Source organism: Pseudomonas sp. WT-JTC (assembly GCF_056711565.1).
Genome location: NZ_CM160042.1, coordinates 5,737,850 through 5,757,959, shown reverse-complemented (window position 1 = coordinate 5,757,959; position 20,110 = coordinate 5,737,850). Strand labels below are relative to the sequence as shown.

Genomic DNA, 20,110 nt, shown 5'->3' with positions numbered 1-20,110 from the left:
CCTGTAAACTCGCGAGCTTTGGCTCTGTGCTGTTGCGGCGCGGAGTATCGCATAAGTGGGCGCGTAGTTCGCCTGCTGTTTATCGACAGGCACAAACTCTTTCCATGAATCTGCTCAAATCGTTGGCCGCCGTCAGCTCTATCACGATGCTTTCCCGGATTTTGGGGTTTGTTCGAGACACCCTCATCGCACGCGCATTTGGCGCGGGAATGGCGACTGACGCCTTCTTTATCGCCTTCAAATTGCCCAATCTGCTGCGGCGGATCTTTGCCGAAGGGGCGTTTTCCCAAGCGTTCGTGCCGATTCTTGCAGAATACAAAAGCCAGAAGGGCGAAGAGGCGACGCGAACCTTCATTGCTTATGTCTCGGGCCTGCTGACGCTGGTGCTGGCGCTGGTCACGGTATTGGGCATGATCGCTGCGCCGTGGGTCATCTGGGTGACCGCGCCGGGTTTCACCAACACCCCGGAAAAATTCGAACTGACCTCCAGTCTGTTGCGGGTGACCTTTCCATACATTCTGCTGATTTCCCTGTCGTCGCTGGCCGGTGCAATCCTCAATACCTGGAACCGCTTTTCGGTGCCAGCCTTCGTGCCGACCCTGCTGAACGTCAGCATGATCATCTTTTCGGTGTTTTTGACGCCGTACTTCGATCCGCCCGTAATGGCGCTTGGCTGGGCGGTGCTGGTCGGCGGCCTGGCGCAGTTGCTCTATCAGCTGCCGCACCTGAAAAAGATCGGCATGCTGGTGCTGCCGCGCCTGAACCTGCGCGACACGGGTGTCTGGCGGGTGATGAAGCAAATGCTGCCAGCAATCCTTGGTGTCTCGGTGAGCCAGATTTCGCTGATTATCAATACCATCTTCGCTTCGTTCCTGGTGGCCGGCTCCGTGTCGTGGATGTATTACGCCGACCGTTTGATGGAGCTGCCGTCCGGCGTGCTGGGCGTGGCGCTGGGGACGATTCTGTTGCCGACCCTGGCCAAGACCTACGCCAACAAGGATCGTCACGAATACTCGCGCATCCTCGATTGGGGCCTGCGTCTGTGCTTCGTGCTGGTATTGCCTTGCGCCCTGGCGCTGGGGATTCTGGCCGAGCCGTTGACGGTTTCGCTGTTCCAGTACGGTCAGTTCGATGCCCATGATGCGGCCATGACCCAGCGCGCGTTGATCGCCTATTCCGTCGGTTTGCTCGGGATTATCGTGATCAAAGTGCTGGCGCCGGGCTTTTATGCGCAACAAAACATCCGTACACCGGTAAAAATTGCGATTTTCACCCTGGTGGTGACCCAGCTGTTCAACTTGATGCTGATCGGACCGCTGGCTCACGCGGGCCTGGCCTTGGCGATCAGCGCCGGTGCCTGCCTCAATGCCGGATTGCTGTTCTATCAACTGCGCAAGCAGCAGATGTACCAGCCGCAGCCGGGCTGGGCGAAGTTCGCGCTCAAGCTGGTGGTCGCGGTGGCAGTGATGTCCGCGGTACTGTTGGGGGCGATGCATTTCATGCCGGCCTGGGATCAAGGGCATATGCTCGAGCGCTTCTTGCGTCTGGGGGCTTTGGTGGCGGCGGGTGTGGTGGCTTATTTCGGCATGTTAGTGTTGATGGGCTTCCGTTTGCGCGACTTCAATCGCAAGGCGCTGGGCTGAGGTTCTGGCCTCGATAAACACGGGCGAGCCGGCGGTTTTGTCGGCTCGATCACTTTGGGTTACGGTGTTGCCTGTCGTCGGCCGCCGGGTGTGGTTATAATCGACCACTTTATGAGCAAGAAGCGCGTTATGCAGCTGGTTCGAGGCCTCCAAAATCTGCGCCCCCAGCATCGGGGCTGTGTCGCCACTATTGGCAACTTTGACGGTGTACACCGTGGCCACCAGGCTATCCTGGCGCGCCTGCGTGAGCGTGCGCTCGAGTTGGGCGTGCCCAGTTGCGTGGTGATTTTCGAGCCGCAACCGCGAGAGTTCTTTGCTCCGGAGACTGCGCCAGCCCGTCTGGCCCGTCTGCGGGACAAGCTGCAATTGTTGGCTGCCGAAGGCGTCGACCGTGTTCTGTGCCTGGCTTTCAACCAGCGCCTGAGCAAGCTCAGCGCCAGCGAGTTCGTCGATACCATTCTGGTGGATGGCCTTGGCGTCCAGCACCTGGAAGTCGGTGATGACTTCCGTTTCGGCTGTGACCGCGCGGGGGATTTCGATTTCCTGCAACAGGCTGGCATCCTTCAGGGGTTTACCGTCGAAGCGGCGCAAACCGTCGAACTCGATGGCATCCGGGTCAGCAGCACGCAGGTCCGCAATGCCCTGGCCGCCGCGGATTTCGCCTTGGCCGAACGGCTGCTTGGGCGGCCGTACCGGATCGCCGGTCGCGTATTGCATGGCCAGAAGCTCGCTCGGCAGTTGGGTACGCCCACCGCCAACATACAACTCAAGCGTCGTCGCGTGCCGTTCACCGGGGTTTACCAGGTGGATATCGAGATCGACGGCAAGACCTGGCCCGGCGTCGCCAATATCGGCGTGCGGCCTACGGTTCAAGGTGATGGCAAAGCCCACCTGGAAGTGCATCTTTTAGATTTTGCCGGCGATCTGTATGACCGGCGTTTAACGGTGGTTTTCCACCACAAGCTGCGTGAAGAGCAGCGTTTCGCCTCTCTGGAGGCGCTGAAAACGGCGATCAACGCGGATGTCGCCGCCGCCCGTGCACTAGCCGCACCTAGCGCCCATCGCTAATGAAGAGCCTTAAATGACCGACTATAAAGCCACGCTAAACCTTCCGGACACCGCCTTCCCAATGAAGGCCGGCCTGCCTCAGCGCGAACCGCAGATTCTGCAGCGCTGGGACAGCATTGGCCTGTACGGAAAGTTGCGCGAGATTGGCAAGGATCGTCCGAAGTTCGTCCTGCACGACGGTCCTCCGTACGCCAACGGCACGATTCACATCGGTCATGCGCTGAACAAGATTCTCAAGGACATGATCATCCGCTCGAAGACCCTGTCGGGCTTCGACGCGCCTTATGTTCCAGGCTGGGACTGCCACGGCCTGCCGATCGAGCACAAGGTCGAAGTGACCCACGGCAAGAACCTGGGCGCGGACAAGACCCGCGAACTGTGCCGCGCGTACGCCACCGAGCAGATCGAAGGCCAGAAATCCGAATTCATCCGTCTGGGCGTGTTGGGCGACTTCGCCAACCCGTACAAGACCATGGACTTCAAGAACGAGGCCGGCGAAATCCGCGCCTTGGCCGAGATCGTCAAGGGTGGCTTCGTGTTCAAGGGCTTGAAGCCTGTGAACTGGTGCTTCGACTGCGGTTCGGCCCTGGCCGAAGCGGAAGTCGAGTACGAGAACAAGAAGTCCTCGACCATTGACGTGGCGTTCCCGATTGTCGATGAAGCCAAACTCGCGGCCGCGTTCGGCCTGCCATCGCTGGCCAAGCCTGCTTCGATCGTGATCTGGACCACCACCCCGTGGACCATTCCGGCCAACCAGGCGCTGAACGTTCACCCGGAGTTCAACTACGCCCTGGTCGACGTTGGCGACAAGCTGCTGGTGTTGGCTGAAGAGCTGGTCGAGTCGTGCCTGGCGCGCTATTCGCTGGAAGGCTCGGTGATCGCTACCGCCAACGGTTCGGCGCTGGAACTGATCAACTTCCGTCACCCGTTCTACGACCGCCTGTCGCCGGTATACCTGGCCGACTACGTTGAACTGGGCGCCGGCACCGGTGTGGTTCACTCCTCTCCGGCCTACGGCGTGGACGACTTCGTGACCTGCAAGAAATACGGCATGGTCAACGATGACATCCTCAACCCGGTACAAAGCAACGGCGTTTACGTACCGTCGCTGGAGTTCTTCGGCGGCCAGTTCATCTGGAAGGCCAACCCGGCCATCGTCGACAAACTGACCGAAGTCGGTGCGCTGCTGCACACCACCGTCATCGAACACAGCTACATGCACTGCTGGCGCCACAAGACCCCGCTGATCTACCGCGCCACCGCGCAGTGGTTCATTGGCATGGACAAAGAGCCAGTCAGCGGCGACACCCTGCGTGTACGCTCGCTCAAAGCCATCGAGGAAACCAAGTTCGTTCCGGCCTGGGGCCAGGCGCGCCTGCACTCGATGATCGCCAACCGTCCGGACTGGTGCATTTCCCGTCAGCGCAACTGGGGCGTGCCGATCCCGTTCTTCCTGAACAAGGAAAGCGGCGAACTGCACCCACGCACCGTCGAGCTGATGGAAGAAGTCGCCAAGCGCGTCGAAGTCGAAGGCATCGAAGCCTGGTTCAAGCTGGATGCCGCCGAACTGCTGGGCGATGAAGCACCGCAGTACGACAAGATCAGCGACACCCTGGACGTCTGGTTCGACTCGGGGACCACCCACTGGCACGTCCTGCGCGGTTCGCACCCGATGGGCCACGAAACCGGTCCGCGCGCCGACCTGTACCTGGAAGGCTCGGACCAGCACCGTGGCTGGTTCCACTCGTCGCTGCTGACCGGTTGCGCCATCGACAACCACGCACCGTATCGCGAACTGCTGACTCACGGCTTCACCGTCGACGAGTCCGGCCGCAAGATGTCCAAGTCCCTGGGCAACGTGATCGCGCCGCAGAAAGTCAACGACACCCTGGGCGCCGACATCATGCGTCTGTGGGTCGCCTCGACCGATTACTCGGGTGAAATGGCGGTTTCCGAGCAGATCCTGCAGCGCAGTGCGGACGCCTACCGGCGTATCCGTAACACCGCGCGCTTCCTGCTTTCGAACCTGACCGGCTTCAACCCGGCCACCGACCTGCTGCCGGCCGAAGAAATGCTGGCACTGGACCGTTGGGCCGTGGACCGTACCCTGCTGCTGCAACGCGAGCTGCAAGAGCACTACGGCGAATACCGCTTCTGGAACGTGTACTCGAAGATCCACAACTTCTGCGTGCAGGAGCTGGGCGGCTTCTATCTCGACATCATCAAGGATCGCCAGTACACCACTGGCGCCGACAGCAAGGCCCGCCGTTCGTGCCAGACCGCGCTGTTCCACATCTCCGAAGCGCTGGTGCGCTGGATCGCGCCGATCCTGGCGTTCACCGCCGACGAACTGTGGCAGTACCTGCCGGGCGAGCGTAACGAGTCCGTCATGCTCAACACCTGGTACGAAGGCCTGAGCGAACTGCCGGAAGGCTTCGAGCTGGATCGCGCGTACTGGGACCGGATCATGGCGGTCAAGGTCGCGGTCAACAAGGAAATGGAAATCCAGCGTGCGGCCAAGGCTGTCGGTGGCAACCTGCAAGCCGAAGTGACGCTGTTCGCCGAAGACGCGCTGACCGCCGACCTGGCCAAACTCAGCAACGAACTGCGCTTCGTGCTGATCACTTCGACCGCCAGCGTTGCGCCATTGGTGCAGGCACCGGCCGATGCCGTGGTCACTGAAGTCAGCGGCCTGAAGCTCAAGATCGTCAAGTCGAGCCACGCCAAGTGCGCCCGTTGCTGGCACTGCCGCGAAGACGTCGGCGTGAACCCGGAGCATCCGGAAATCTGCGGCCGTTGCGTGGATAACATCAGCGGCGCTGGCGAGGTCCGTCACTATGCCTAATGCCGTTGGCCGTTTTGGACGGCTGAGCTGGCTCTGGTTGAGTTTGCTGGTACTGGTCATCGACCAGGCCAGCAAGTTCTACTTCGAAGGCAAGCTCCAGATGTACCAGCAGATCGTAATCATCCCCGATTACTTCAGCTGGACCCTGGCCTACAACACTGGTGCGGCGTTCAGCTTCCTGGCTGACAGCTCCGGCTGGCAGCGCTGGCTGTTCGCGTTGATCGCTGTCGTGGTCAGTGCGGTGCTGGTGGTGTGGCTCAAGCGTCTGGGGCGTAACGAGACCTGGCTGGCGGTTGCGCTGGCACTGGTGCTCGGCGGCGCGCTGGGCAATCTGTATGACCGCATTGCCCTGGGCCATGTGATCGATTTCATTCTGGTGCATTGGCAGAACCGCTGGTATTTCCCGGCGTTCAACTTTGCCGACAGTGCTATCACTGTAGGCGCTGTCATGCTGGCACTGGATATGTTCAAAAGTAAAAAGACCGGAGAAACCGTTCATGACTGAACAGGTATTGGCTGAGCAACGCATCGGCCAGAACACGGAAGTCACCTTGCATTTCGCATTGCGCCTGGAGAACGGCGACACGGTGGACAGCACCTTCGACAAAGCCCCGGCGACCTTCAAGGTCGGTGACGGCAACCTGTTGCCAGGTTTCGAAGTAGCCCTGTTCGGTTTCAAGGCCGGTGACAAGCGTACACTGAGCATCGAGCCGGAAAACGCTTTCGGCCAGCCTAACCCGCAAAACGTGCAGGTCATCCCGCGCTCACAGTTCCAGGACATGGAGCTGTCGCCTGGCTTGCTGGTGATCTTCAACGATGCGGCCAATACCGAGTTGCCGGGCGTGGTCAAAGAGTTCGACGATGCGCAAGTGACCGTCGACTTCAACCACCCGCTGGCGGGCAAGACGCTCACCTTTGATGTGGAAATCATTTCCGTCAAAGCGTTGTAACTGCTTTTCTGTAGGAGCGAGCTCGCTCGCGATGATCGTTAACGAATGCGCGTTCTTCTGGAAGAACGCGTTGTCCTTTAGTTTTTCGCGAGCAAGCTCGCTCCTACAGGGCAAGACACGAGGCTCAGCATGCAAATCAAACTCGCCAATCCCCGTGGCTTCTGCGCCGGTGTGGACCGGGCGATCGAAATCGTCAACCGCGCCCTGGAAGTCTTCGGGCCGCCGATCTACGTGCGCCATGAAGTGGTCCACAACAAATTTGTCGTCGAAGACCTGCGCTCCCGTGGTGCAGTTTTCGTCGAAGAACTGGATCAGGTGCCGGACGACGTCATCGTGATCTTCAGTGCCCACGGCGTGTCCCAGGCCGTGCGCAGCGAAGCGGCTGGCCGTGGACTGAAAGTGTTCGACGCCACCTGCCCGCTGGTCACCAAGGTCCACATCGAGGTGGCGCGCTACAGCCGTGACGGTCGTGAATGCATTCTCATCGGCCACGCCGGTCACCCGGAAGTCGAAGGCACCATGGGCCAGTACGATGCCAGCAATGGCGGCGCGATCTACCTGGTCGAAGACGAGAAAGATGTCGCGGCGTTGCAGGTGAACAACCCTGAAAAGCTCGCCTTCGTGACCCAGACAACCTTGTCGATGGACGACACCAGTCGTGTTATCGACGCCCTGCGTTTACGCTTCCCAGCCATCGGTGGACCGCGCAAGGACGACATTTGCTACGCCACGCAAAACCGTCAGGACGCGGTCAAGCAACTGGCCGACGAGTGCGACGTGGTGCTGGTGGTCGGCAGCCCGAACAGCTCCAACTCCAATCGCCTGCGCGAATTGGCAGAACGCATGTCCACTCCGGCCTACCTGATCGACGGTGCCGAAGACCTGCAAAAGAGCTGGTTCGACGGTGTCGAGCGTATCGGTATCACCGCTGGCGCCTCCGCCCCGGAAGTCCTGGTGCGCGGAGTGATCGAGCAGTTGCAGGCCTGGGGTGCCACTGGTGCCGATGAACTGGCCGGTCGCGAGGAGAACATCACGTTCTCGATGCCTAAAGAACTGCGCGTTCGCTCGTTGCTCTGAGTTTCTTCCTTTCTTCGCATAATGCCTGCTCAGCCTTGTCGCTGCGCAGGCTGACGCGACCGGTCCGAGCCAACACCACTTGATGCTGGCTCACCGGTTCGCGGACTTTGCAAACGTGTAATGTCCCTCCAAACAGTGGTTCACCCTGACCTCTGAATCGTATAAAGCTTTCGACCGGACCGTTCCCCACAATCGGCACGCGTGCGCCGCTCTGGCGTTCGGCCAACAGTGGGTTGGCGCTGTCCATATCCCCCTTGCCGCTGATATCCAGAATGATCCGCCAGCCCTGGCTCCAGTCGCCATTGATGCCGTGAATCACCACGGCCTGGTTGCGGACGATGGCTTCGGTTCGGGCGGTGCGAATACCGCTGAAAAGAGCCTGTGCCGCTTGCTCTCTCTGGTTTGACTCGATCAGCGTTGCGAACGCCGGACTGACCAGTTGCAGAACAATTCCTGTAATTGCCAGTCCCATGAGCAGTTCGATCAGGCTGAAGCCGTGTTGCCGCATGACATCTCCCTCCGTGGCGTGCTGTGGCTCGCGCAATCCCTGCGCGAGAAATGGCATCACATACGTAGCGCATCACTCGAATTGTGCCGCGCAAGAGCAGGTATAGCCGAAGGAAACAGAAGGCCCCGATGGATCATCGTACAAAAGGTTTCACGTTGATCGAGTTATTGGTCGCGATCGCGATCCTCCTGATTCTGCTGACTCTGGCTGTCCCGGCGTTTACCCGCTCGATGCAAACGACGAGGGCTGATACTGAAATCGCTGACCTGCGACGAGCCCTGAATTTTGCCCGACTCGAGGCCATCGATCGGGGCAATACCACACGGGTGCGTCCGACGGCAGGAGGGGATGCCTGGAGTGGGGAGCTGGCGGTTTACGACGGTACTGGCGCTTTAGCCAAAGTATTGCGGGTTGTTCCGGCGATGAGCAGCGGCGCAACTCTGGCGCTAACCTCGGGCGTGACTGCCATCGATTTCAACAGTACGGGCGGATTGTCATCACCGTCCTCAGAGGTGGTGATCAGCTATGGGCGGGGAGCTCAAAGCCGGACGCTGAAAGTGTGTTTGAACGGACGAATTCTATTGGGCGGAAGTTGCGGATGAGGATAGGAAACCAAGGCCCGCAGGAGGGCATGACGCTGGTCGAAGTCCTGGTGGCATTAGTCATTCTGGGAGTGGGGTTGTTGGGGGCCGCGGCGTTTCAGCTCAATGCGCTGAAGTATACGGACAGTGCGCGCATGACCAGTCAGGCCAGTTTTATCGCCTACGACATGATGGACCGCATTCGCGCCAACGCCGCAGCGGACTACACCATCGCGCCGCCAGCTACGGGCAATCCGGGTGTTGCCCGGGATCAGGACCTGTTTGACTTCAATACCAACATTGTCAGCTCACTCGGCGCCACCGCGACGGGCAGTGTCACCGTCAATCAGCAGGTGTACACCATCACGATTACCTGGGACGACTCACGGGCTGCGAACGCTGCCGACTCGCGGCGCAGCTTCGTCCTGAGCAGCCGCACGGCCATTGACCCGGTGGTGACCCCGTGAGTCGCCGCAGCGCAGGCTTTGGCCTGGTCGAGTTGCTGATCGCCCTGGTGTTGAGCCTGATCGTGGTACTGGGCGTGGTGCAGGTTTTCATCGCGGCCAAGAACACTTATCTCAGCCAGAATGCGGCCGCGAACATGCAGGAGGACGCACGTTTCGTGTTGAGCAAAATGCTTCAGGAAATCCGCATGGTCGGGATGTTCGGTTGCCTGGAAACGATCATTGATTCAAGTACGAAGGGTGATTTCCATGCCAGTCGGCTAACGCCGATCCGCTGGGACAATGGCAGTCGCAGTTTGACGCTGGTTACGGCGGATATCGGCGGCAATGGCGGCAAACCGGACTGGACCGTGCTTTCCGATTGTCGAAACAATTCGACGGCCTACAGCGACAGCCCGACTCCGGTGGCAGGGCAACTGGTTTTTCCGATACGGCAACTGACTTACAGCTTCAGCAACAACCAGCTGCTTATGAGGGGCGGGAGTGCAGCACCACAGGTATTGGTGAACAACGTAAGCGCTTTTGACGTGAGCTTCGGCCTGGCCAGCACTGCCACTGATCTGGCTGCTTCCCGTTACAGCAGCAACCCACCGAACCCTGCGCTGATTCGTAGCGTTCGCCTGAGCCTGACGCTCATCGATCCGAACCATCGGGTGAGCGATCAAACCTTCAACGCAGTGGCCGCCCTGCGCAACCGCTTGCCATGAGGGAATGCCGATGAACCGTTTTCCCATGGCGTATTACACCCAGCGCGGCATGGCACTGCTGGTCAGTCTGGTGTTCTTGCTCTTGCTGACGCTGATCGGTCTTTCATCGATGCAAAGCGCCACCCTGCAGGAAAAAATGGCCGGTAGCGTCGCCTTGCGCAACCAGTCGTTTCAGAGTGCCGAAGCCGCCTTGAGGGTGGGCGAGAGTGCAGTGCAACGGGACAGTTATGCACTACCCGTTTGTAGCGGCATCGTTCAATGTGCACCACCGTCCGAGTCCTCGACAATCACCGCTGCCGGTTTCAGCGCCGCGTCCGGAGTGACCTGGATTGCATCAGACAACGGCTTTTATTGCGTGCAAAACATCGGTGTCAGCCGAGATGCGGTGAATGTGCCGATCAATACCCCGGCGACGTTGTATCGGGTAACGGCAGTAGGCATCGCGGGTCATTCGCGCAGTGTGGTGGAGAGCATCTATGCGAAGTACTGAGCGATATATCCGGCGGTGGTCACAACTGTTCGGTGTTGTAGCCGCGCTGAACCTGTCGATGGCGGCGCACGCTGCCACGCCACCGGATTCGCCGGCACTGAACCGGCCAACCTGTCTGGCGAATGGCAACTGGTACGGGTTCTACCACAGCAATCAGGGATTGAAAGCCGTCTGCTTGAGGCTGCCCGATGCGATCAGCGTTAAGATGCTCGACAGCAACGACGATGGCGTGGTCGACAGCATCGACAGGCTGTCCGATGGCGTGATCTTTGTTGGAGAGCATTCGACCCAGGACGTCAGCGACAATGGCGGGGCCGTGAACGATTCCACTGGCGACGATACTCCGGGAATGGAAAAATCCGGCGGTAGCCGTCGCATCATGTGGCGACAAATACAGTAAGTGAGAGTTGAGGCATGCGTAGTACCAACCGCGGTTTTACCCTGATCGAAATCATGATCGTGATTGCGATCATCGGGATGGTCATGACCATTGCTGCCCCGAGTTTCACCGAGTACCTGAACAAGGGCCGTCGCGCAGAAGTGGCGGGTCTGCTCTCGGAGCAGGCGCAGATCCTGGAGCGCTTCTACTCGCAGAAAAATGTCTACACCAATGCGGCGGGCCTCAGTGCCGGCAATGATTACTACAGCATCACACCGACCCTGACCGACCAGGCCTTTCTGCTGACGGCGGTGCGCAAGGCTGACTCGAGCATGGCCACTGACAAGTGCGGTGATCTGACCATCACCAACACGGGTGTCCTCGGAATGGTCAACGCAAAATCCGGCCTGACCAGCAAAGACTGCTGGGGGCGCTGAGTTTCCTTTTCGGGTGTCCTTTACATCCTCTGTCTATTTAACGATTGGATCAGAACATGACCAGGCAACAGCAAGTGGTGATTGTCGGCGGCGGAGTGATTGGTTTGCTGACGGCCTTCAATCTCGCCTCCGAAGTGCAAAGCGTTGTGCTGCTGGATCGCTCGAACGTCGGCCAGGAATCGTCCTGGGCCGGCGGCGGCATCGTTTCGCCGCTTTACCCATGGCGCTACAGCCCGGCGGTCACTGCGCTGGCTCACTGGTCCCAGGACTTTTATCCACAACTGGGCGAGCGCTTGTTTGCCGCTACCGGCGTTGATCCTGAGGTGCACACCACCGGTCTGTACTGGCTGGATCTGGATGACGAGGCTGAAGCGCTGGCCTGGGCTGTCCGGGAACATCGTCCGTTGAGTGCGGTGGATATTTCGGTAGTGCACGACGCCGTGCCGGTACTGGGCGCTGGTTTTTCCCGGGCGATCTACATGGCCGACGTTGCCAACGTGCGCAATCCACGTCTGGTGAAGTCACTCAAGGCCGCGTTGCTGGCGCTGCCGAACGTGACGATCCATGAGCAGTGCGAAGTCAGCGGGTTCGTTCGTGACGGCAACAAAGTGGTCGGCGTGCAGACCTCCACAGGTACTGTCCTGGGCGATCAAGTCGTCCTGACGGCGGGGGCCTGGAGCGGTGAACTGCTCAAGCATCTTGACCTGACGCTGCCGGTCGAGCCGGTGAAAGGGCAGATGATTCTCTACAAGTGTGCGGCGGATTTCCTGCCGAGCATGGTCCTGGCCAAGGGACGCTACGCGATTCCCCGGCGCGATGGACACATACTGATTGGCAGTACGCTGGAGCATGAAGGCTTTGACAAGACGCCGACCGGGTCGGCACTGGAAAGCCTGAAGGCGTCCGCGGTGGAATTGATCCCGGCGCTGGCCGATGCCGAAGTGGTGGGGCATTGGGCCGGATTGCGCCCGGGATCTCCCGAGGGCATTCCATATATCGGCCCGGTGCCGGGGTTTGACGGGCTCTGGCTCAACTGCGGGCACTACCGTAACGGGCTGGTGCTGGCGCCGGCGTCATGCCAGTTGTTTGCCGATGTGATGCTGGGCCGGGCGCCAATTATCGATCCGGCGCCTTACGCGCCTGCCGGGCGGCTCAATCCAGTCCCAGCTTCTTGAGCCGGTAACGCATCGACCTGAATGACAGATTCAACCGCTGAGCCGCCGCCGTGCGGTTCCAGCGGGTTTCCTCCAGGGCCTGGAGCAGCAGTTGGCGTTCGACGTTTTCCAGGTAGGTTTGCAGATTGTCGATCCGGGTCAGGTCCGGCAGGCCACCTTCAGCCCCACAATTGCCTTCGGCCAGGCGCAGGTCGCCGGCTTCGATCTGATTGTTCTCACACAGGGTGTGCGCCCGCTCGAGCATGTTTTCCAGTTCCCGCACATTGCCCGGGAAGCGATAGTTTTTCAGCGCATCGAGGGCTTGGGGGTGGAGTCTCGCCGCAGGTTGACCGGTATCGGCGGCCAGGCGCTTGAGCATGTGGCTGGCCAACATTTCAATGTCATCACGACGCTCGCGCAGGGGCGGCACCCGGAGTTCGATCACGTTCAAGCGGTAGTAAAGGTCATGGCGAAATCGCCCGGCGGCGACTTCGGCACCAAGGTCCTTGTGTGTGGCGCAGAGAATGCGCACATCCACCGCCACTTCCTGCTGCCCGCCGACGCTGCGTACGGCTTTTTCCTGAATCGCGCGCAGCAGTTTGACCTGCATTGCCAGCGGCAGGTCAGCCACTTCGTCGAGGAGCAGGGTGCCGCCGTGAGCGGTCTGGAACAGACCGGGTTTGTCTTCGATGGCGCCGCTGAAACTGCCTTTGCGGTGGCCGAAAAACTCGCTCTCCAACAGTTCCGAAGGAATCGCCGCGCAGTTGATCGGAATGAACGGCTGATTGGCGCGGGGGCTTTGATCATGGATCAGGCGCGCGACCAGTTCCTTGCCGCTGCCGGATTCTCCGCTGATGTATACCGTCGCATGGCTGCTGGCCAGTTTGGTGATGTGTTTACGCAGGCTGCGCATGGGCAATGAGTCGCCCAGCAAGCGACGATCGATGCCAACCCCGCGGGCAGGAAGCAGCAGGGCGCTGGTGACCAGTTCACGCAGGCGGGTAAGGTCCACCGGTTTGGTCAGGAAGTCGAATGCCCCGGCCTTGAGCACATCGATCGCGGTTTCTAGACTGGCATAGGCGGTGATCATCGCCACCTGGACCTGAGGATGACGTTGCTGGATGTGCTGCACCAGCTCCAGACCGGTACCATCCGATAATTGCATGTCGGTCAGGCATAAATCGAAGCTTTCGCGTTTCAGCAGGGATTGCGCTTCGCCGATGTTGCGGGCGTTGAACGTCTCCAGTTTCATCCTTCCCAGGGTGATTTCCAGGAGTTCGCGTATGTCCGGTTCGTCATCGACGATCAAGACTTTTTGTCGTGGTCTCGTGTTCAACGTGGGTTCCGTCCGTGAGCAAAGGTCATGCAAAAGCAGCCGCGTTCCTGGCGTGCCTTGAAGTCTAGGCGGGACAGAATGCTTTCGCCCGGCTCGCCGGACAGATATGGCCCCGGGCCCTTGATTTGAGGGGCGGGGGCTTCGTTATCGAGTATTTCCAGTGATTTCAGATCGAGCCGTAGCGGCGACATTTGCTCGCGGCGCTGCAGCTGCAGGACGTTTTCGATTACCCGGTTCATTCGCAGAGAGTGGCCTTGAATAATCTGCGTCAGACGTCGATCGACGCCTTTCAGTTCCTTGGGTGCACGCGATAGTCCTCAATCGGCCGTCATTTCGGGTGAGGTGTCAGCGGCCGCTGGAGCCCTTGTCTTGCTCGAGATGAGCCTGGCTGCAATACCACCGTTGGTCGAGGCTCAGCGCGCGGTCACGGGGCAGGTGAACGCCGCAATGGGCGCAACGGACCATGGGCGCCGCTTCCCGCTCGGCAGGGGGCCTGGGGGTGGAAGCCTGCCCCTTGAACTTGCGCCAGAACCATACTGCAGCGGCAATCAGGGCGATCCAGAACAATAGACGAAGCATGGTGAGCTGCTTTTCTGCGGATGATCCGGCAGTTTAGCCAAGGACCTGTCAGGCGCACAGTGCAATAAATCGCTGAAATAAAAAAGGGAGACTCGAAAGTCTCCCTTTTTGCACAACCCGAGTGTCAGTCGAACACGCCGAAGGTCATGTAGCTGAACCACGAACGGTCGCTGTTGTTGCCTTGCGCTTCGTGATCTTCTTCTTCGATCGCGTCGCCATTGGTGTCTTTAGGCCTTAGTTCGGCCGGGATTGCATCCTTGGCGTCCTGGAACTGCTTCTGCACGTCCTGGTTGGCGCGGGTTTCGCCCGGTGGCAGCGGCGGACGGGACTCGATCAGGCCCAGGGTCGCCTTGCTCAGCCATGAACGGTTGTCGGCTTCGGCCACGGTCGGCACGAACTGACCGTCCACCAGTGTCGGGTGGTTCGGGTAGTTGAGCTTCAGGGTTTCCAGGCTGGTGGCAGCCAGATCGTCCAGGTGCAGGCGCTGGTAGGCCTCGGTCATCACCGCCAGGCCGTCGCCGACCGAAGGGGTTTCCTGGAAGTTTTCCACCACGTAACGACCGCGGTTCGCGGCGGCGACATAGGCCTGACGGGTCAGGTAGTAGTCGGCCACGTGAATTTCGTAGGCCGCCAGCAGGTTGCGCAGATAAATCATGCGCTGTTTGGCGTCTGGCGCGTAGCGGCTGTTCGGGAAGCGGCTGGTCAGCTGGGCGAACTCGTTGTAGGAGTCGCGGGCGGCGCCCGGGTCACGCTTGGTCATGTCCAGCGGCAGGAAACGCGCCAGCAGGCCGACGTCCTGGTCGAAAGAAGTCAGGCCCTTGAGGTAGTAGGCGTAATCGACGTTCGGATGCTGTGGGTGCAGGCGAATGAAGCGTTCCGCAGCGGACTTGGCCGCTTCTGGCTCGGTGTTCTTGTAGTTCGCGTAGATGAGTTCGAGTTGCGCCTGATCGGCATAACGACCGAACGGATAACGCGACTCCAGAGCCTTCAGCTTGGCGATGGCGCTGGTGTAGCTACTGTTGTCCAGGTCATTTTGAGCTTGTTGGTACAGCTCGACTTCACTGAGGTTTTCGTCTACGACTTCCTTCGATGAGCAAGCAGCGGTCAATGCGAGGATGGCGATCAGCAGCAGGTGTTTCACTTGCATGGCGGCTTGCGTCCCTATGACGGCCGCTGTCTTGGGCGTGGCCGTCCTGTTATGATGAGTGCCCCGTTGAATAGCCTCGGGGCAAAAGACGCCGTATTTAACCACAAGCGCGCAGCCGAAACCAAAGGCTGTGCCGACGCCTAGTCTGAGCATGTCCGATAAAATTGAACTCCGCGCAGAGGTGCCGTCCGAATTGGGCGGCCAACGCCTCGATCAAGTCGCCGCACAATTATTCGCTGAGCACTCGCGCTCGCGCCTTTCCGCCTGGATCAAAGACGGCCGCCTGACTGTGGATGGGGCGGTTATCCGCCCGCGAGACATCGTCCATGGCGGCGCCATCCTTGAGCTGACTGCCGAGCAGGAAGCTCAGGGCGAATGGGTCGCTCAAGACATTGCCCTGGACATCGTCTACGAAGACGACGACATCCTGGTGATCAACAAGCCTGCGGGCCTGGTGGTGCACCCGGCTGCCGGTCACGCCGACGGCACCTTGCTCAACGCCTTGCTGCACCATGTGCCGGACATCATCAATGTGCCCCGCGCCGGTATCGTGCATCGCCTGGACAAGGACACCACCGGTCTGATGGTGGTGGCCAAGACCATTCAAGCGCAGACGCAGCTGGTTACACAGTTGCAGAGCCGCAGCGTCAGCCGGATCTACGAGTGCATCGTGATTGGTGTGGTGACAGCCGGTGGCAAGATCAATGCGCCCATCGGTCGTCACGGCCAGCAGCGCCAGCGCATGGCCGTGATGGAAGGTGGCAAGCAAGCCGTCAGCCATTACCGCGTACTCGAGCGCTTCCGCTCCCACACCCACGTGCGGGTGAAGCTGGAAACCGGTCGAACGCACCAGATTCGCGTGCACATGGCGCACATTAACTACCCGTTGGTCGGAGATCCCGCCTACGGTGGTCGCTTCCGCATTCCGCCGGCCGCCAACCCGACCATGGTCGAATCCCTGAAAAACTTCCCGCGTCAGGCGCTGCATGCGCGTTTCCTGGAACTGGATCATCCGACCACCGGTAAGCGCATGAGCTGGGAATCGCCGTTGCCGGAAGACTTCGTCTGGCTGCTGACCCTGCTCAAGCAAGACCGTGAGGCGTTCATCGGATGAGTGACTGGCTGATTCCTGACTGGCCCGCGCCGGCCGGGGTAAAAGCCTGTGTTACCACCCGTGCGGGCGGCGTCAGTGTGGCGCCGTTCGACAGCCTCAACCTCGGCGATCACGTCGACGACCGCCCTGAAGCGGTTGCCGAGAATCGCCGTCGTCTTACCGATCATTTCTCCATTCAACCGGCCTGGCTGCAGCAGGTCCACGGCATTGCCGTGGCCCATGCCGACCCAAGCCAGGTGGTCACTGCCGATGCCAGTTGGACATCGACCCCCGGCATTGCCTGTGCGGCGATGACGGCTGATTGCCTGCCGGCATTGTTTTGCGACCGTGCCGGCACTCGCGTTGCTGCAGCCCATGCCGGTTGGCGCGGGTTGGCGGCGGGCGTGCTGGAAGCCACCCTCGACAGTCTGGCGGTTCCCCCTGCCGAGGTACTGGTCTGGCTCGGTCCGGCCATTGGTCCACAAGCGTTTGAAGTTGGCCCCGAAGTGCGCGAAACCTTCGTGCAGCAACTGCCTCAAGCCGCAGAAGCCTTCGTGCCAAGTCAAAACCCCGGCAAGTTCATGGCCGACATCTATATGCTGGCGCGTTTGCGTCTGGCGGCCTGCGGTGTCACGGCAGTCTATGGTGGCGGATTTTGCACCGTGACCGACCCACGCTTCTTTTCTTATCGCCGTGCGCCCCGCACCGGCCGATTCGCCTCCCTTATCTGGCTTGAACGCTAAACTCCTCTGACCTGCGTCAACGTCACGACGCTTGAAACTCCCAGAATCGACCGCATCTATTGTGTTATCTGGCAGGTTTCTTCATTCAGGATGTTTTATAGGTCCGGCCTGCTCAAAAGGAAGGTGACCCATGCGTATAGACCGTTTAACCAGCAAATTGCAGTTAGCGTTGTCCGATGCCCAATCCCTGGCTGTCGGCCACGATCATCCGGCCATTGAACCGGTGCATTTGATGCAAGCCTTGCTCGAACAGCAGGGCGGCTCGATCAAGCCCCTGCTGATGCAGGTGGGCTTCGACGTCAACAGCCTGCGTAAAGAGCTGACCAAAGAGCTCGACCAGCTACCGAAAATCCAGAACCCGACCGGCGACGTGAACATGTCGCAGGATCTGGCGCGCCTGCTCAACCAGGCCGACCGTCTGGCGCAGCAGAAAGGCGACCAGTTCATTTCCAGCGAGCTGGTGCTGCTCGCCGCCATGGACGAGAGCAGCAAGCTCGGCAAGCTGTTGCTCGGTCAGGGCGTGAGCAAGAAAGCCCTGGAAAATGCGATCAACAACCTGCGCGGCGGCGAGGCTGTCAATGACCCTAACCACGAAGAGTCCCGTCAGGCCCTGGATAAATACACCGTCGACCTGACCAAGCGTGCCGAGGACGGCAAGCTCGATCCGGTGATCGGCCGTGACGATGAAATTCGCCGGACCATCCAGGTGCTGCAACGTCGTACCAAGAACAACCCGGTGCTGATCGGTGAGCCTGGCGTGGGTAAAACCGCCATCGCCGAAGGCCTGGCCCAGCGCATCATCAATGGCGAAGTGCCGGATGGCCTCAAGGGCAAGCGCCTGTTGTCCCTGGACATGGGGGCGCTGATTGCCGGTGCCAAGTATCGCGGTGAGTTTGAAGAGCGGCTCAAGGCGTTGCTCAATGAACTGTCGAAGCAGGAAGGGCAGATCATTCTGTTCATCGACGAACTGCACACCATGGTCGGCGCCGGCAAGGGCGAAGGCTCGATGGATGCGGGCAACATGCTCAAGCCGGCCCTGGCCCGCGGTGAGCTGCACTGTGTGGGCGCCACGACGCTCAACGAGTACCGCCAATACATAGAGAAGGACGCCGCTCTCGAGCGACGCTTCCAGAAAGTGCTGGTGGATGAGCCGAGCGAAGAAGACACCATCGCCATCCTGCGTGGCCTCAAGGAGCGTTATGAGGTTCACCACAAGGTGGCGATCACCGACGGCGCGATCATTGCCGCGGCCAAACTCAGTCATCGTTACATCACTGACCGGCAGTTGCCGGACAAAGCCATCGACCTGATCGATGAAGCTGCCAGCCGCATCCGCATGGAGATCGACTCCAAGCCGGAAGTCCTGGACCGTCTGGAGCGTCGCCTTATTCAGTTGAAGGTGGAATCCCAGGCACTGAAGAAAGAAAGCGACGACGCGGCGAAGAAGCGTCTGGAAAAACTGCAGGACGAAATCGCTCGTCATGAGCGTGAGTACTCGGATCTTGAAGAAATCTGGAATTCGGAAAAAGCCGAAGTCCAGGGCTCTGCGCAGATCCAGCAGAAAATCGAGCAGTCCCGTCAGGAGCTGGAAGCGGCCCGCCGCAAAGGCGACCTGAACCGCATGGCCGAGTTGCAGTACGGGGTGATCCCGGACCTGGAGCGCAGCCTGCAAATGGTCGACCAGCATGGCAAAAGCGAGAACCAGTTGCTGCGCAGCAAGGTGACTGAGGAAGAAATCGCCGAAGTCGTATCGAAGTGGACCGGTATTCCAGTGTCGAAGATGCTCGAAGGCGAGCGCGAAAAACTGATGAAGATGGAAAGCCTGTTGCACCAGCGTGTGATCGGCCAGGATGAAGCGGTAGTCGCGGTTTCCAACGCAGTGCGGCGTTCCCGTGCCGGGTTGTCCGACCCGAATCGCCCGAGCGGCTCGTTCATGTTCCTCGGCCCGACCGGTGTCGGTAAAACCGAGCTGTGCAAGGCGCTGGCCGAATTCCTGTTTGATACCGAAGAGGCGATGGTGCGGATCGACATGTCCGAGTTCATGGAGAAACATTCCGTGGCTCGCCTGATCGGTGCGCCACCAGGCTACGTGGGGTATGAAGAGGGCGGTTACCTGACCGAGGCCGTGCGTCGCAAGCCGTATTCGGTGATCCTGATGGATGAGGTCGAGAAAGCGCACCCGGATGTGTTCAACATCTTGCTGCAAGTGCTTGAAGACGGTCGCCTGACCGACAGCCATGGCCGCACGGTGGACTTCAAGAACACCGTGATTGTCATGACCTCCAACCTGGGGTCGGTGCAGATCCAGGAACTGGTCGGTGATCGTGAGGCGCAGCGTGCAGCGGTGATGGATGCGATATCCAGCCACTTCCGGCCGGAGTTCATCAACCGGGTCGACGAAGTGGTGATCTTCGAGCCGTTGGCGCGGGATCAGATCGCCGGCATTACCGAGATCCAGTTGGGTCGTCTGCGCAGCCGCCTGACCGAACGGGAGCTGAAGCTTGAACTCAGCCCTGAAGCCATGGACAAGCTGATCGCGGTCGGTTACGACCCGGTGTACGGCGCACGGCCGCTCAAGCGAGCGATCCAGCGCTGGATCGAGAACCCGCTGGCGCAGCTGATCCTTTCCGGTCGATTCATGCCGGGCGATACCGCTCACGGTGTGGTGGAAAACGACGAAATCGTCTTCGTCTGATCCAGATCGGCAACAAAATTGAAAAGGCCTCGCATAACGAGGCCTTTTTTTCATTAGGCTGTTGAACTCAAAGGAAAAGGCTTGTAAAGTGCGCCCCGCAGTAAGTCACCCGCCAGGGTTTCCGCTCCCCAAGCAGGAATCCAAAATAAGTTGCAAATCATTAACTTGAAAGCAATTTAGGGGGTTGACAGAGGTTCTGAAGATTGTAGAATAG

20 protein-coding genes and 1 pseudogene are annotated in these 20,110 nt (G+C 59.9%); 16 read left to right on the top strand and 5 right to left on the bottom strand.

What is annotated here, in order from left to right:
- Positions 1–104 precede the first annotated feature (104 nt).
- From murJ to ispH, 6 genes are all read left to right on the top strand, one after another.
- Positions 105–1,643 (top strand): murein biosynthesis integral membrane protein MurJ, encoded by a 1,539-nt coding sequence (gene murJ, locus AC06G5_RS26165; protein WP_480458560.1) that lies wholly within the window; start codon positions 105–107, stop codon positions 1,641–1,643.
- 129 nt (positions 1,644–1,772) lie between these two features.
- The gene (ribF, locus tag AC06G5_RS26160; protein ID WP_413426239.1) at positions 1,773–2,711 is read left to right on the top strand and encodes a bifunctional riboflavin kinase/FAD synthetase; all 939 of its coding nucleotides are present in this window, start codon (positions 1,773–1,775) and stop codon (positions 2,709–2,711) included.
- A gap of 13 nt (positions 2,712–2,724) precedes the next feature.
- Complete coding sequence (ileS, locus tag AC06G5_RS26155) at positions 2,725–5,556, top strand: isoleucine--tRNA ligase (protein ID WP_413703991.1); 2,832 nt, start codon at positions 2,725–2,727, stop codon at positions 5,554–5,556.
- Positions 5,549–6,061 (top strand): signal peptidase II, encoded by a 513-nt coding sequence (lspA, locus tag AC06G5_RS26150; RefSeq protein ID WP_007970932.1) that lies wholly within the window; start codon positions 5,549–5,551, stop codon positions 6,059–6,061. The genes ileS and lspA overlap by 8 nt, the downstream gene beginning before the upstream one ends.
- A 7-nt stretch (positions 6,062–6,068) precedes the next feature.
- A complete protein-coding gene (fkpB, locus tag AC06G5_RS26145; protein ID WP_413426275.1) occupies positions 6,069–6,506 on the top strand; it encodes an FKBP-type peptidyl-prolyl cis-trans isomerase in 438 nt (145 codons plus the stop codon).
- 129 nt (positions 6,507–6,635) lie between these two features.
- A complete protein-coding gene (gene ispH, locus AC06G5_RS26140) occupies positions 6,636–7,583 on the top strand; it encodes a 4-hydroxy-3-methylbut-2-enyl diphosphate reductase (protein WP_413426235.1) in 948 nt (315 codons plus the stop codon).
- Here the strand turns inward: ispH and AC06G5_RS26135 are convergent.
- Positions 7,552–8,091 (bottom strand): GspH/FimT family pseudopilin, encoded by a 540-nt coding sequence (locus AC06G5_RS26135; protein WP_413426273.1) that lies wholly within the window; start codon positions 8,089–8,091, stop codon positions 7,552–7,554. The two genes, ispH and AC06G5_RS26135, sit on opposite strands and share 32 nt — an antisense overlap.
- Positions 8,092–8,219: 128 nt before the next feature.
- On the opposite strand from AC06G5_RS26135, the gene AC06G5_RS26130 reads away from it, so the two are divergent.
- From AC06G5_RS26130 to thiO, 7 genes are read left to right on the top strand one after another with little or no spacing between them, the layout of a single operon-like run.
- The gene (locus tag AC06G5_RS26130) at positions 8,220–8,693 is read left to right on the top strand and encodes a GspH/FimT family pseudopilin (protein WP_413426233.1); all 474 of its coding nucleotides are present in this window, start codon (positions 8,220–8,222) and stop codon (positions 8,691–8,693) included.
- Positions 8,690–9,139, top strand: a complete 450-nt coding sequence (pilV, locus tag AC06G5_RS26125; RefSeq protein ID WP_413426231.1) for a type IV pilus modification protein PilV — start codon at positions 8,690–8,692, stop codon at positions 9,137–9,139. Before AC06G5_RS26130 ends, pilV begins: the two co-directional genes overlap by 4 nt.
- Positions 9,136–9,843 carry a PilW family protein gene (locus AC06G5_RS26120; RefSeq protein ID WP_413426229.1) on the top strand — a complete coding sequence of 236 codons (708 nt, stop codon included), beginning with the start codon at positions 9,136–9,138 and terminating at the stop codon, positions 9,841–9,843. Before pilV ends, AC06G5_RS26120 begins: the two co-directional genes overlap by 4 nt.
- A gap of 10 nt (positions 9,844–9,853) precedes the next feature.
- Entirely contained in the window at positions 9,854–10,333 is a 480-nt protein-coding gene (locus AC06G5_RS26115) for a pilus assembly PilX family protein (RefSeq protein ID WP_480458559.1), read from the top strand.
- Positions 10,320–10,733: a hypothetical protein gene (locus AC06G5_RS26110; protein WP_413703994.1), complete on the top strand. Its 414-nt coding sequence runs from the start codon at positions 10,320–10,322 to the stop codon at positions 10,731–10,733. Before AC06G5_RS26115 ends, AC06G5_RS26110 begins: the two co-directional genes overlap by 14 nt.
- A gap of 14 nt (positions 10,734–10,747) precedes the next feature.
- Positions 10,748–11,149, top strand: coding sequence for a type IV pilin protein (locus AC06G5_RS26105; protein ID WP_413426223.1), 402 nt, complete (start codon positions 10,748–10,750; stop codon positions 11,147–11,149).
- Between the two features lie 56 nt (positions 11,150–11,205).
- The gene (gene thiO / locus AC06G5_RS26100; RefSeq protein ID WP_413426221.1) at positions 11,206–12,324 is read left to right on the top strand and encodes a glycine oxidase ThiO; all 1,119 of its coding nucleotides are present in this window, start codon (positions 11,206–11,208) and stop codon (positions 12,322–12,324) included.
- Here thiO and AC06G5_RS26095 read toward each other — a convergent pair.
- From AC06G5_RS26095 to AC06G5_RS26080, 4 genes and pseudogenes are all read right to left on the bottom strand, one after another.
- Positions 12,302–13,639, bottom strand: coding sequence for a sigma-54-dependent transcriptional regulator (locus tag AC06G5_RS26095; protein ID WP_413426219.1), 1,338 nt, complete (start codon positions 13,637–13,639; stop codon positions 12,302–12,304). The genes thiO and AC06G5_RS26095 overlap by 23 nt on opposite strands.
- Positions 13,636–13,953, bottom strand: a pseudogene (locus tag AC06G5_RS26090) (hypothetical protein); the annotation flags it as partial. The gene AC06G5_RS26095 and the pseudogene AC06G5_RS26090, both read right to left, overlap by 4 nt.
- 31 nt (positions 13,954–13,984) lie before the next feature.
- Positions 13,985–14,218: a PP0621 family protein gene (locus AC06G5_RS26085; RefSeq protein WP_322614893.1), complete on the bottom strand. Its 234-nt coding sequence runs from the start codon at positions 14,216–14,218 to the stop codon at positions 13,985–13,987.
- Positions 14,219–14,342: 124 nt separating this feature from the next.
- Positions 14,343–15,365 carry an outer membrane protein assembly factor BamD gene (locus AC06G5_RS26080; protein WP_413426215.1) on the bottom strand — a complete coding sequence of 341 codons (1,023 nt, stop codon included), beginning with the start codon at positions 15,363–15,365 and terminating at the stop codon, positions 14,343–14,345.
- Between the two features lie 151 nt (positions 15,366–15,516).
- Between AC06G5_RS26080 and rluD the strand changes: the two genes are divergently transcribed.
- The 3 genes from rluD (at position 15,517) to clpB (ending at position 19,896) form a co-directional block, all read left to right on the top strand.
- Positions 15,517–16,479 carry a 23S rRNA pseudouridine(1911/1915/1917) synthase RluD gene (gene rluD / locus AC06G5_RS26075; protein ID WP_007990414.1) on the top strand — a complete coding sequence of 321 codons (963 nt, stop codon included), beginning with the start codon at positions 15,517–15,519 and terminating at the stop codon, positions 16,477–16,479.
- The gene (gene pgeF, locus AC06G5_RS26070) at positions 16,476–17,201 is read left to right on the top strand and encodes a peptidoglycan editing factor PgeF (RefSeq protein WP_413426213.1); all 726 of its coding nucleotides are present in this window, start codon (positions 16,476–16,478) and stop codon (positions 17,199–17,201) included. Before rluD ends, pgeF begins: the two co-directional genes overlap by 4 nt.
- Positions 17,202–17,331: 130 nt before the next feature.
- Positions 17,332–19,896 (top strand): ATP-dependent chaperone ClpB, encoded by a 2,565-nt coding sequence (gene clpB / locus AC06G5_RS26065; RefSeq protein WP_480458558.1) that lies wholly within the window; start codon positions 17,332–17,334, stop codon positions 19,894–19,896.
- The last annotated feature ends 214 nt before the right edge of the window (positions 19,897–20,110 follow it).